The sequence below is a fragment of the Kineococcus glutinatus genome, assembly GCF_039542765.1.
Lineage (GTDB): Bacteria > Actinomycetota > Actinomycetes > Actinomycetales > Kineococcaceae > Kineococcus_A > Kineococcus_A glutinatus.
The window spans coordinates 1-11,946 of sequence record NZ_BAABIL010000040.1 but is presented as its reverse complement, the minus strand read 5'-3'; the positions used below and the strand labels follow the sequence as shown (position 1 = coordinate 11,946).

The following is an 11,946-nucleotide window of genomic DNA, read 5'->3' as shown; positions in this document are numbered from 1 at the left end:
CCACCGTCTCCGGTGCCAGCGCCACGGCGACGACGCTGACGAGCAGCAGGGCGCCGACGACGAGGAACGGCGTCCGCAGCGGCGCGTCGGCGTGCTGGGCCAGCAGGCCGGCGACGAGGGTGCCCACGCCGAGGCCGCCGGTGTTGGCGGCGGTGGAGACGACCTCCCCGCGCTGCCCGGGGCGGCCGGGCCGGTGCGCGCGGTGCAGCTCGTGCAGGTGCGCCGTGGCGGCGGAGGTGAGCACGCCCACGCCCAGGCCGGTGACCAGCCGGGCGAGCAGCAGCACCGGCAGCGAGGTGCCGGTGAGGAACAGCGCGGCGGCGAGCAGCTCCAGCGCGAGCCCGGCCAGCACGACCCGCTTGCGCCCCACCCGGTCCGAGACGTGCCCGGCCAGCAGCAGGCTGAGCACCACCCCGACCGCGTAGACGGCGAAGACGACCGTCACCGTGAAGGTGGAGAAGCCGACCTCGGCCTGGTACAGCGCGTACAGCGGGGTGGGGACGGTCGAGAAGGCCATCGCGGAGGTGAGCGCCAGCGCGACGAGCCAGAAGCCGGCGCCGTGCCGCCGCGCGCCCGGCCGCCGCCGGGTGGCGGGGCGGTCCGCGGCGGGTGCCCGGACGGCGGGTGACCGCAGGGCGGGTGTGGCGGTGGCCGAGGACATGCGGTTCTCCGACGGGTGGGGCCGGTGGGACGGGGCAACCCTCGCGACGACGCACCCATCGTGTCCAACGAGAGTTCCCGCTCGCAGCGATCGCTGCGGGAGATGATGGGCGGGTGGAGCTTCGACACCTGGAGTACTTCGCGGCCGTCGCGCAGGAGCGCAGCTTCACCCGCGCCGCGGCCCGGCTGAACACCGTGCAGTCCAACGTCTCCGCGGCCGTCAGGTCGCTGGAGCGCGAGCTGGGCGCCGCGCTGCTGGAGCGCACCTCCCGCACCGTCTCGCTCACCGACGCCGGAGCGGCCCTGCTGCCCCGGGCGCACGCCGTGCTGGACGCCGCCCGCGACGCCCGCGACGCCGTCTCGCAGGTCCGCGGCGGGCTGCGCGGCACCTTGCGCGTCGGCACCCTGACCTCGGTCGGCCTGGTGGACCTGCCGGAACTGCTCGGGCGCTTCCACCGGCAGCACCCGGGGGTGCGGCTGCAGGTCAGCGTCGCCCCCTCCGGCTCCGGCGGGCTCGTCGAGGCGCTGCGCGAACGGCGCCTGGACGTCGCCCTCGTCTCGGTGCCCGGGCCGGCGCCCGCGGGGATCCGGCTGACCCGGCTGGCGGAGTCCGTCATCGACCTCGTCGTGCCGGACGGCCACCGGCTGGCCGACCGCGAGGAGGTCCACATCGGCGACCTCGCGGACCTGGAGTTCATCGACTTCCCCGTCGGCTACGGAAACCGCACCGTCGCCGACCGCGCCTTCGCCGCCGCGTCCGTCGCCCGCCGCGTCGGCATCGAGATCACCGACATCGCCACCGGCGCCGACTTCGTGCGCCACGGCCTCGGGATCGCGCTGCTGCCCCGCTTCGTCATCGCCGAGCGCCCCGGCACCCGGCGGCTCACCGTCACCGGTGCCGACCTCACCTGGCCGCTGTCCCTCGCGGTGCCGACCAACCGGCCCCTGGGCGCCGCGGCGCGGGCGCTGCGCGACCTCATCGCGCAGCGGACCGCTCCCGCCTGATGCTCGCGCTGCACCGGTGGGTGGGCTCTGCGACCCTGGCGGCGACCGGCGCCGCGGCCGGGTGCCGCCGGAGCGGCCGGATCCGACGAGGGAGCTGCGCGTGCCCGTGCGACCGTCCCGCCCCCCGCTGGCCGCCGCCTGCCTCACCGCGGTGCTCGCGGTGGCCGGGTGCAGCGGTGGTCCCGACCGGCCGGAGGAGACGGCGGCGGCCACCGCGCCCCCGGTCGCCACCGCCACCCCGACCAGCGGCACCACGCCGGGCAGCACGCCGGCCGGCACCACGTCCGGAACCGGTGCACCCGGAACCGGTGCACCCGGCCCCACCCCGGGCGGCCCCACCCCGGGCGGTACCCCCGCCGCCGGCGGGCTCACCGAGCGGGCGCTGCGGGCCGCGCCCGTGCCGGCCATGTGCGACCGCCCCGGCGGGGACCTCGTCGACGGCGAACTGCCCGGCCTGCCCGCCGAGGAGGGTTTCACCCGGCTCGGCGAGGTCGCGCTCGGGGACCTCGACGGCGACGGTGCCGACGAGGCCGTCGCCCTCGTCTCCTGCAACGGCGGTGGCAACGCCGTCTTCACCACGGTCTTCGTCTACGACACCGGGCCCCGCGTCGTCGGCACCCTCGACCCGCTGGACGGCGAACCCCCGCAGCGTGCGGGGGGGCTGCTGTACGACGACGTCTCGATCAGCGAGGGCACCGTCGCCGTGACCGCCGCCGACTCCGACGGCGAGGACCCCGAGTGCTGCCCCACCCGCCACCTCGGCGCGGCCTTCACCCTCACCGGTGGCCGGATCCAGCGCCTCGCCGCCGACCCGCCGGGAACGGCGGACCACCTCGGCATCGACGGGTGGGGGCCCCTGCGCGTGGGTGACACCTACGGGCGGGTGTCGCTGCGGACGGGCTGGCCCGTGCACGTCGACCACGTCGACGGGTACGACCCCGAGGACTCCTGCTCCTACGTCGGCCTCGGCGACCAGCAGGACGCCTACGGCCTCGGCCACGACCAGCGCGTCGCCTCCGTCGTCGTCACGACCCGCGGGATCAGCACGCCGTCGGGCGCCCAGGTCGGCGACGGCGAGCAGCAGGTGGTCGACACCTACGCCGACCCGGACGTCGACGTGGTCGTCGAGCGCGTCCCCAACCTCTACGGCACCGTCGACGACCTCGTGGTCTCCGCCGGCAGCCGGGGCCGGGTGCTGCGGTTCGTCTTCGACGAGGACCGCCGGGTCGTGCAGGTGCACGCCGGGGAGCGCGAGTTCGCCATGGCACCCGAGGGCTGCCTCTGAACCCCGGTCAGCCGGCGCGGCGGGCCAGCTGCAGCAGGTTGAGGTGGTGCTTGCGGACCGAGCCCGACGGCCGGGGTGCGACGAGCGCGCGGATCCCGGCGAACAACTCCTCCCGCTGGCGCGGTGAGGCGGCGATGTGGCCCGAGTAGCTGGACAGCAGCGCCAGGTACTCCTCGACGGGGTACTCCCGGTCCCACACGTAGCGGTGCACCTCGGGTTCGGTGAACTCCCCGCTGGCGCGGATCGCGTCGACGTCCGGGGCCGGCACGGCCTCCGGTGGCTGCGGGCCGCCCTTGCCGTCACCCATCCCCACGGCGTCGTAGACCCGCTCCACCTCGCGGAAGAACCCGTCGCCGCCCTCGGGCAGCACGTGCTCGGTCGCGACGATCGCCAGCACGCCGCCCGGGCGCAGCAGCTCCGCCGCGCGGGAGAACGCGACCCGCTGGTCCAGCCAGTGCCACGCCGTCGCCGCGAACACGACGTCGAAGGGCGGGCCCGCGGGTGGCCGCCAGCCCTCGAACGCCGACCCCACCACCGCCACGTCCCCCAGCCCGGCGAGCACGCGGCGCGCGACCGCGGCCAGCTCCCGCCCCGGCTCCAGCGCCACGACGGACCAGCCGAGGGCGAGCAGGCCCCGCGTCGCCTTCCCCGTGCCCGCGCCGATCTCCAGCACCCGCACCGGGGTGGTCCCCCGCGGGGTTCCCGGGCCCACGGCCGCCGCCAGGTCGTCGAACAGCCGCCGCGGGTACGTCGGCCGCACCCGCTCGTACAGCTCCGCGACGGTGTCGAACGTCGCCGCGAGCCCCGTGAACCGGCCCTGCTCGGTCATGCCGCACCTCCCGGGTCCCAGTGTGCGCGCCCCGCAGGTGGCAGGCTCCCGCCGTGACCGGTCCCGACGACCCCGCCGACGACCCCGCCACCCGCACGCGGGACGCCTGGGAGCGGGCCTCGCACAAGCACGTGCGCGAGCACGACGACCTGCTGGCCGAGGCCCGGCGGGTGCGGCTGCTGCCGGTGGAGGAGGAACTGCTCGCCCCCGTGCTGGCGCACCGGCCCCACGTGCTGCACCCCCAGAGCGGTCACGGTCTGGACGACGTCGCGCTGGTGCGGGCCGGTGCCCGGTCGGTCCTGGGGCTGGACTACAGCCGCACCGCGGTCACCGCCGCCCAGCGGCGCGCCGACGCGCTCGCCGTGCCCTGCCGCTACGTCGTGGCCGAGCTGCCCCCGCTACCGGTGGACGACGCGTGCGCCGACCTGGTCTACACCGGCAAGGGCGCGCTGATCTGGCTGCCCGACCTGGAGGCCTGGGCCGCGGAGGTGGCGCGCGTGCTGCGCCCCGGTGGGCACCTGTTCGTCCACGAGCAGCACCCGATGGTGCCGCTGTGGTCGTGGGACGAGGACGAGGCGCGCATCCGGCCCGACCGCAGCTACTTCGCGCGCAGCCACGTCAACGACACCTTCCCCGCCCTCGGTGCGGTGGAGCGCCAGCACACCCTCGCCGAGATCGTCGTGGCCGTCGGCCGTGCCGGCCTGCAGCTGCTGGACCTCGTCGAGCACCCCGAGCCGTTCTGGAAACCCACCGGCACGCGGGCCGAGGCCTGGGGCGGGCGGTTGCCGAACACCGTCAGCCTGCTCGCCCGGCGGGGCTGAGCGGGCGCGACCCCCTGCCCGGCGGCGACGGCCGACGTTACGGTGGACGGGTGCCGATCGACAGCATCGTGCTCCACGTCCGCGACCTGCAGCGGATGACGAGGTTCTGGTCCGACGCCCTGGGGTACCGGCTCCGCGAGGGCGGCACCGGCGAGGGCGACGCCTCGCCGGTGCTGGTGCCCGAGCGCGGACCGGGCGTCCCGCTCACCCTGGACACCGACGACACCACGCACCTGGACCTGCGCACCGGCAGCGCCGCCGAGCAGCAGGCCGAGGTCGAGCGGCTGATCTCCCTGGGCGCCCGGCGCCTGGCGTGGGACCTCGAGCCCGGCGCGACCCACGTCGTGCTCGCCGACCCCGAGGGCAACCCGTTCTGCGTCGTCGTCGACGCCGGCGTGCAGAACCCCGAGACCGACCGCCGAGCGCAGCTCGAGGCCCCGGCCGCGCTCCGCGGGTGGCAGGCGGGTGAGGGCGAGCCGCTGCACGGGTGATCCGCGCGGGCCGGTCCGGGGGAGGGCTCCCGGACCGGCCTACGCTGCTGTGGTGACGGAGCTGAACGAGGAGGAGCTGCGCCTCCTGCGGGAGACGTTCGAGATGGCGCGCAACGGGGAGACCGAGCGCCTCGCGGAACTCGTGGGGGCCGGCCTGCCGGTGAACCTCACGAATTCCAGCGGTGACACGCTCCTCATCCTCGCCGCCTACCACGTGCACCCGGCGACGGTGCGGATGCTGCTCGCCGCGGGCGCCGACACCTCCCGGGTCAACGACCGCGGGCAGACGGCGATCGCGGCGGCCACCTTCCGCCGCTCGACGGAGATCGTCACCGACCTGCTCGCCGCGGGTGCCGACCCGGAAGCGGGCGAGCGCTCGGCCGTGGCGATCGCCACGGTGTTCGAGCTGCCGGACATGCTGGCCCTGCTGCGGGGCGAGCCGGCCTGAGGGCGGCCCGCCCCGCGGGCGCGGTCAGCCGCGCCCGAACAGCCTGGCCAGCAGGCGGGCGAAGAACCCGCGCTGCTGCGGTGCCGGTGCGGCCAGGACCTCGGGTCCGGTGGTCGCGGGCTCGGAGGTCACCGGCTCGGAGGTCACCAGCTCGGGGATCGCGGGCTCGGTGGCCGCGGGCTCGGGGGTCACCGGCTCGGCCGGTGCGGGTGCGGCGGCCCGGCTCGGCAGGAGCTCGGCGCCCGCCGCGGTGGGCGGGGGGACGAAGGTCGGCGCGAACGCCGCGACCTGCTCCCCGCCGGCCGTGCCGCCCAGCACCGCGGCGGCCAGCTCCAGCCCGGAGGCCTGGACCGGCACGATGGACCGCGCGCCGCCGGGGCGGGGCGCGTCGGGGTCGGCGGTGGTCGTCATGGGGAACTCCGGCTCTGCGGGGAACGGGCGGTCGGGAAGGACGTCGGCTCACCCGGCCCGGGAGCTGAGCGCCGTAGGACGCGACCACCCGGACGCAGCAGCGCCGGGTGCGCGGCCGGTCGGCCCCGCGGCCGCCGGTGATACTGGGCGCATGGGTCACGAGCACGCGGTGCGCGACTTCCTGCGGGCGCGCCGGGCGGCGGTCGCCCCCGTCGACGTCGGGCTGCCGATCGCCCCGGGGACCCGGCGGGTCCCCGGCCTGCGCCGGGAGGAGGTCGCCTCGCTCGCCGGGGTCAGCGTCGACTACTACACCCGGCTGGAGCAGGGCCGAGCCATGCACGTCTCGGAGTCCGTGCTCGCAGCCGTCGCGCGCGCCCTCCGCCTCGACGAGGAGGAGGCGCAGCACCTGCGCGACCTCGTCGGCCAGGCGACGAACGGCCGGTCGAGGCGACCTGCACCGCAACGCGTCCGTCCCGGGCTGCTGCAGCTGCTGGGCGCGGTGGGGAACCTGCCCGCGTACGTCCTCGGCAGCCACGGCGAGGTGCTCGCCAGCAACGCCCTGGCCCGCGCGCTGCTCACCGACTTCGACGCGGTGCCCGTGGCCGAGCGCAACCTCGTCCGCTGGCTGTGCACGGACCCCGCCGCCCGGGAGCTGTTCTGCGACTGGGAGGAGGTCGCCTCCGACGCCGTCGCCGTCCTGCACCGGCAGGTCGGGCGCGACGCCTGCGACCCGGTGATCGCCGCGCTGGTGGGGGAGCTGTCCGTCGTCAGCGCGGACTTCGCGCGCTGGTGGGCCAGCCAGCGGGTGTTCGCCCGCGCCTCGGGCGTGCAGCGCCTGCACCACCCGATCGTCGGCCGCCTCGACCTGGCGCTGGAGACGCTCCTGGTGCCCGGACCGGTGGAGCAGTCCCTCGTGGTGCGCAGCGCCGAGCCCGGCTCGCCGTCGGAGCAGGCGCTGGCGCTGCTGGCGAGCTGGACGGCGGCTCCCCCCACCGGTGGGGTGCGGGCGGACGGTGCCGGACGCGGCGCTGCGGGCGCCGGGGACGTCTCCGGCACCCGCAGCGGCGGTTCGTGAGCGTCCCCCGCGCGGGGGACGGGTCGGTCAGGCGCCGATCGTCGCGGTGTCGATGACGAAGCGGTAGCGCACGTCGCTGGCGACGACCCGCTCGTACGCCTCGTTGATCCGGTCGGCCGCGATGACCTCGATCTCCGCGCCCAGGCCGTGCTCGGCGCAGAAGTCGAGCATCTCCTGCGTCTGCGCGATGCCGCCGATCATGGAGCCGGCCAGCGAGCGCCGGTTCGGGATGAGCGAGAACGCCTTGACGGACATGGGGTTCTCCGGGGCGCCCACCTCGACGAGGGTGCCGTCCACGGCCAGCAGGCCGAGGTAGGCGTCGAGGTCGATGTTCGCCGAGACGGTGTTGATGATGAGGTCGAACGAGTTGGCGAGCTGCTCGAACGTGTCCGGGTCGCTCGTGGCGAAGTACCGGTCGGCGCCCAGGCGCAGGGCGTCCTCCTGCTTCTTCAGCGACTGCGACAGCACGGTGACCTCCGCGCCGAGCGCGTGGGCGATCTTGACGCCCATGTGGCCCAGGCCGCCGAGGCCGACGATCGCGACGCGCTTGCCCGGCCCGGCGCCCCAGTGCTTCAGCGGGGAGTACAGGGTGATGCCCGCGCACAGCAGCGGCGCCGCGACGTCCAGCTCGATGCCCTCGGGGATGCGGCAGACGAAGTCCTCGGTGACGACGACGGACTGCGAATACCCGCCCTGGGTGGGCTGCCCGTCGCGGCCGATGGCGTTGTAGGTGCCGATGTTGCCCTTCAGGCAGTACTGCTCCTCGCCCTTGCGGCAGTTCTCGCACTCGCGGCAGGAGTCGACCATGCAGCCGACGCCGACGCGGTCGCCGACGGCGTGCTTGGTGACCTCCGACCCGACGGCCGTGACGATCCCCGCGATCTCGTGCCCGGGCACGACCGGGAACAGCGTCTCGCCCCACTCACCGCGGGCGGTGTGGATGTCGGAGTGGCAGATCCCGGCGAACTTGATGTCGATGACGACGTCGTGGGGACCGGGGTCGCGGCGCTCGATCGTCGTGGGGGCCAGCGGCTCCGTGGCGGAGGGGGCGGCGTAGGCGTGCACGGTCGGCATGCGCAGGTCTCTCCTGGTGGTGGGGAACGGCTCCGGCGTGGCGCGGCGGAGCCCTGCACCGAGGCTAACCAGCGCGCGGCGGGCCCGCCCGCCGCGAGGGTGGCTCTGGCCGGGCCACCCTCGCGGCGGCGGGGCGGGAACAGCGGTGCCCGGGGGAGCGGGCGCCCGGGCAGGAGGTGTCCACAGGTGACGCACAGCAACCGACCCGGCTGCCGGGCCGGCGTGGCCGTCGGGTTGGCTACCGCTCGGTCTCGGCTGCGGAGGGAGGACGGCGTGGTCGCGTGCGGGTGCGGTCCGCCGTCGGCGGCCGCGGGGAGCGGTTGCCGGCGGGACTGCGGCACCGAGCGCATCGGCGCCCTCGCCGTCGCGGCCCGCGTCCTCGACGAGGCCGCCGACGTGCGGGACCTCGACGAGGCGTTCCGCCGCGACCCGCTGCTGCGCAGCGTCGTCGTGACGGGCTCGCGGGGGGTGCGCCTCGTCGACCGCACGTGGTTCGCGCTGGTCGCAGGTGCCGGCGGGCCGGGCGGGGTCGGTGCCCGCCACGGCGTCGGCGAGCTCGACGTGCCCGGCTGCCTCGTGCTCGACGCCCGCGTCCCCGTGACGCGCGCCGCCGAGCTGCTCCTCGCCCGGCCCGACGACGGTGGCACGCCCGACGACGTCGTCGTCACCACGCCGGGGGAACCCGTCCGGACCGCGGCGGTCAGCGCGGTCTTCCGGAGCGTCGCCGCCCACTACGCCCGCCGGCCGCTCCGCGACCCCCTCACCGGCCTGCCCAGCCGCTCGTACCTGCTGCACCGGCTGGCGGAACCCCCGGCCGGGGCGGCGACGGTGCGCGGGGACGCCGACCCGGGCGCGGCCGCCGGGCGCGACCGCCTCGTGCTCCTCACCGACACCGAGCGGCGGATCACGTACGTCTCCGACAGCAGCCGCCACCTCGTCGGCTTCGAACCCGGCGCCGTCGTGGGCACCGCCCTGACCGACCACGTCCACCCCGACGACCACGACCGGCTGCACGTGGGCGAGCGGGTGGCCGCCCTCACCGGGCCGAGCACCGGCACGTTCCGGGTGCGCCGCGCCGACGGGGTGCCGCGCTGGTTCCGCTGCCGCACCGAGCCGGTGAGCGACCCCGCCACCCGGGCGCTGGAGGTGGTGTCGGTCTGCTGGGACGTCACCGACGCGGTGGCGGGCCCGGGCTGAGCGCGCCGGTCGCGGTCGACCGATCGGGGCTCGGCCTCGTCGATGGGCGGGGCCGGTGTGGTCGTCGGTCTGGGCAGGCGCGGCTGCGGTGGCTACCCTGCCGGTGGCTCGGTGCAGCCCGCCGCTCGCGCCCTCCGGGGTCTGGTGAACGCACCGCTGGGTCCAGCCCCCGCGGCTTCCCGGACGCGGCAGCAGCCGGCAACGCGAGCACCCGGCACGACACCTGCCGCGCAGGAAGGCGCACCATGTCCCCGTCCCCCCTCGCCCGCGCCAAGGACTCGGCCAGGCTGCTGCGCAGCGACCTGGCGGCCGCCGGCATCGACATCCCGCACTCCCTCGCCCTGGAGCTCGTGGCCCACCAGCGTGGCGCGAAGGACTGGAACACCCTCACCGCCACGGGAGGCGCGAACCTCCAGCCCGCGCCCGCACAGCCGCCGGCGTTCGCGCCCGGCGTCCCGGTGCTGCGGGTGGTGTCGGCGGAGGTGGCGCTGGGCTTCTACCGCGACCACCTCGGCTTCGCCCTGGACTGGGCGCACCGCTTCGAGGAGGGCTTGCCGCTGTACGTGCAGGTCTCGCGCGGGCAGACGGTGCTGCACCTGTCCGAACACCACGGCGACGGCAGCCCCCACGGGGTCGTGTGGATCCCGGTGGCAGACGTCCGCGCCCTCCAGGCCGAACTGCACTCCCGCCCCGCACCACCCCGGCGGCCGGGCGTGGACACCGAGGCCCCGGGCGGGCCGACCCTGGAGGTCATCGACCCCTGCGGCAACGTCCTGCGCTTCTGCCAGCGGGACGACGGCTGAGGACCAGGCCCCGCGAACGGCGTGGGCCGGCCGCGGGCACCCCGGACCGGATGGCGCCCACCGGCCCGGGGTTCCCGCGGTGGTGCGTCAGAGCGCGCCGTACGTCATGGCCGGCTCGGCCATCTCCAGGTCCGCGGTGGCCTGGATGAGCTCCAGCAGCTCCGGGTCCAGGCCGGGGGAGAACTCCTCGTAGCGCTCGGGCGCGATGGTGAGCGGCGCGCCCTCGGGGGCCTGCTCCGTGGCGTCGAGCTCGGTGCCGTCGTTCGAGGGCGAGGCGCCGCGGACGATCTTCTGCGCCTCCGACGCGCCCGTCAGGTCGAACGTGTACTGCTTGCTCTGCCAGCCCAGGTCCAGCATCTGCTTGACCTCGGGGAACCTCTCGGCGTTCGTCTTCGGGATCGGCAGGACCTTGCGCCAGTCCACCCCGAGGGTTTCCAGCGCCTTGGCGTAGGAGTTCTCGTGGGCCTGGTCGCGCACGATGAGGTACGACACCGTCGAGCGCAGCGTCTTGTTCGACGACATCTCGTAGATGCGGCACTTCTGCAGCCGGCCGGTGGACTCCAGCATGAGGTTGTAGAGCAGGTCCAGCACGAGGTTGCCGGAGTTGTAGACGTAGCTGCCGCTCCACGGGTTTCCCGCCGAGTCCACGGGCAGCGCGCCCTGCGCCCCGACGAGGTAGTGGTGGATGTTGCTCGTCGACAGCGCCATCTCCAGCGGCGTCGCGCCCCCGGCGCCGGGGGTGTCCAGGGGGTCGGTCGGCTTGCCCTGGTAGCGCGGGGAACCGTCCAGCAACCGCGCGATCGTCGTGCCGATCAGCTCGACGTGGCTGATCTCCTCCGTGCCGATGCCCTGCAGGAGGTCCTTGTACGGCTTGCCCGTCGGACCGCGGAAGTTCATCGACTGGAACAGGTACTGCATCATCGTGCGCATCTCGCCGAACTGCCCGCCCAGGCCCTCCTGCAGGGCGTTGGCCGCCGCGGGGTCCGGTTCGTCCTCGGCGATCTCGTGGATGAGCTTCTGCACGTGCAGGTACATCGTCGACCTCCTCGTCAGAGCTTCCCGGCGGTTCCGGCGACTCCTCGCCCCGCCGCGGGCCGCGGCCAGTCTGGAGGGGTTCCAGCGGACCCGCACCCCGGGTGCCGCGGGGTTCAGCCCGCGGCGTGGACCGGCACCGCCTCCGGCACCAGCCGGCCCCCGGCCAGCCGCAGCACCCGCTCCACCCGGTCCAGCCCCTCCTGCCGGTGGGTGAGCAGCAGCACCGCCCGGCCCGCGGCGGCGTCCAGCAGGTCCGCCACCAGCGCCTGCGCCGTCGGCTCGTCCAGCCCCTCCGTCGGTTCGTCCAGCACCAGCACCGCCGGATCGGCCAGCAGCGCCCGCGCCAGCAGCAGCCGGCGCCGCTCCCCGCCCGAGACCGTGCCGCCGCCCGTGCCGAGCGGCGCGTCGAGCCCACCCGGCAGCCGCGCCAGCCACGACCCCAGCCGGACCCGCTCCAGCACGGCGCGCAGCTCCCCGTCGGTCGCGCCCGGGCGGGCCAGGCGCAGGTTCTCCCGCAGCGTGGTGGCGAACACGTGCCCGGCCTCGTCGCCGACGACCGCCACCCGCCGGCGCACGTCGTCACCGCGCAGCCCCCGCACGTCCGCGCCGCCCAGCAGCACCTCACCCGCCCGCGCGTCCAGCAGCCGCACCAGCACCGCCGCCAGCGTCGACTTGCCCGACCCCGAGGCCCCCACCACCGCCACCCGCGCCCCCGGCGGCAGGTCCAGGTCCAGGCCGTCCAGGGCCGGCGGGCATCGGGGTGTCCACGACGCCGGGGGCGATGGTGAGCACGCGGATGCCGGCGGAGGCCA

General features: G+C 76.0%; 14 protein-coding genes. 8 read left to right on the top strand and 6 right to left on the bottom strand.

What is annotated here, in order from left to right; genetic code table 11:
* Nucleotides 1-661: MFS transporter (locus ABEB16_RS02110; RefSeq protein WP_345710622.1), on the bottom strand; the 661-nt coding region annotated here is incomplete at its 3' end.
* A 113-nt stretch (nucleotides 662-774) separates the two neighbouring features.
* On the opposite strand from ABEB16_RS02110, the gene ABEB16_RS02105 reads away from it, so the two are divergent.
* Entirely contained in the window at nucleotides 775-1,665 is an 891-nt protein-coding gene (locus ABEB16_RS02105; protein ID WP_345710621.1) for a LysR family transcriptional regulator, read from the top strand.
* A 100-nt stretch (nucleotides 1,666-1,765) separates the two neighbouring features.
* Nucleotides 1,766-2,950 carry a hypothetical protein gene (locus ABEB16_RS02100; RefSeq protein WP_345710620.1) on the top strand — a complete coding sequence of 395 codons (1,185 nt, stop codon included), beginning with the start codon at nucleotides 1,766-1,768 and terminating at the stop codon, nucleotides 2,948-2,950.
* Between the two features lie 7 nt (nucleotides 2,951-2,957).
* Here the strand turns inward: ABEB16_RS02100 and ABEB16_RS02095 are convergent, their stop codons facing one another.
* Nucleotides 2,958-3,779, bottom strand: a complete 822-nt coding sequence (locus ABEB16_RS02095; RefSeq protein WP_345710619.1) for a class I SAM-dependent methyltransferase — start codon at nucleotides 3,777-3,779, stop codon at nucleotides 2,958-2,960.
* Between the two features lie 53 nt (nucleotides 3,780-3,832).
* Between ABEB16_RS02095 and ABEB16_RS02090 the strand changes: the two genes are divergently transcribed.
* From ABEB16_RS02090 to ABEB16_RS02080, 3 genes are read left to right on the top strand one after another with little or no spacing between them, the layout of a single operon-like run.
* Nucleotides 3,833-4,600, top strand: coding sequence for a class I SAM-dependent methyltransferase (locus tag ABEB16_RS02090; protein ID WP_345710618.1), 768 nt, complete (start codon nucleotides 3,833-3,835; stop codon nucleotides 4,598-4,600).
* A gap of 50 nt (nucleotides 4,601-4,650) precedes the next feature.
* Nucleotides 4,651-5,091 (top strand): VOC family protein, encoded by a 441-nt coding sequence (locus tag ABEB16_RS02085; protein ID WP_345710617.1) that lies wholly within the window; start codon nucleotides 4,651-4,653, stop codon nucleotides 5,089-5,091.
* A 49-nt stretch (nucleotides 5,092-5,140) separates the two neighbouring features.
* Nucleotides 5,141-5,539 carry an ankyrin repeat domain-containing protein gene (locus tag ABEB16_RS02080; protein WP_425560085.1) on the top strand — a complete coding sequence of 133 codons (399 nt, stop codon included), beginning with the start codon at nucleotides 5,141-5,143 and terminating at the stop codon, nucleotides 5,537-5,539.
* Between the two features lie 24 nt (nucleotides 5,540-5,563).
* Here the strand turns inward: ABEB16_RS02080 and ABEB16_RS02075 are convergent, their stop codons facing one another.
* Nucleotides 5,564-5,950 carry a hypothetical protein gene (locus tag ABEB16_RS02075; protein WP_345710616.1) on the bottom strand — a complete coding sequence of 129 codons (387 nt, stop codon included), beginning with the start codon at nucleotides 5,948-5,950 and terminating at the stop codon, nucleotides 5,564-5,566.
* Nucleotides 5,951-6,101: 151 nt separating this feature from the next.
* Between ABEB16_RS02075 and ABEB16_RS02070 the strand changes: the two genes are divergently transcribed.
* The gene (locus ABEB16_RS02070; protein ID WP_345710615.1) at nucleotides 6,102-7,025 is read left to right on the top strand and encodes a helix-turn-helix transcriptional regulator; all 924 of its coding nucleotides are present in this window, start codon (nucleotides 6,102-6,104) and stop codon (nucleotides 7,023-7,025) included.
* A 27-nt stretch (nucleotides 7,026-7,052) separates the two neighbouring features.
* On the opposite strand, the gene ABEB16_RS02065 is transcribed toward ABEB16_RS02070, so the two are convergent.
* Nucleotides 7,053-8,099, bottom strand: coding sequence for an NAD(P)-dependent alcohol dehydrogenase (locus tag ABEB16_RS02065; protein ID WP_345710614.1), 1,047 nt, complete (start codon nucleotides 8,097-8,099; stop codon nucleotides 7,053-7,055).
* Between the two features lie 273 nt (nucleotides 8,100-8,372).
* On the opposite strand from ABEB16_RS02065, the gene ABEB16_RS02060 reads away from it, so the two are divergent.
* Together ABEB16_RS02060 and ABEB16_RS02055 are read left to right on the top strand one after the other, a co-directional pair.
* Nucleotides 8,373-9,296, top strand: coding sequence for a PAS domain-containing protein (locus ABEB16_RS02060; RefSeq protein ID WP_345710613.1), 924 nt, complete (start codon nucleotides 8,373-8,375; stop codon nucleotides 9,294-9,296).
* Nucleotides 9,297-9,541: 245 nt separating this feature from the next.
* Entirely contained in the window at nucleotides 9,542-10,099 is a 558-nt protein-coding gene (locus tag ABEB16_RS02055) for a glyoxalase superfamily protein (RefSeq protein ID WP_345710612.1), read from the top strand.
* A gap of 87 nt (nucleotides 10,100-10,186) precedes the next feature.
* On the opposite strand, the gene ABEB16_RS02050 is transcribed toward ABEB16_RS02055, so the two are convergent.
* Nucleotides 10,187-11,134 carry a manganese catalase family protein gene (locus tag ABEB16_RS02050; protein ID WP_345710611.1) on the bottom strand — a complete coding sequence of 316 codons (948 nt, stop codon included), beginning with the start codon at nucleotides 11,132-11,134 and terminating at the stop codon, nucleotides 10,187-10,189.
* 113 nt (nucleotides 11,135-11,247) lie between these two features.
* On the bottom strand, nucleotides 11,248-11,946 hold a 699-nt coding region (locus ABEB16_RS02045), incomplete at its 5' end, for an ATP-binding cassette domain-containing protein (RefSeq protein WP_345710610.1).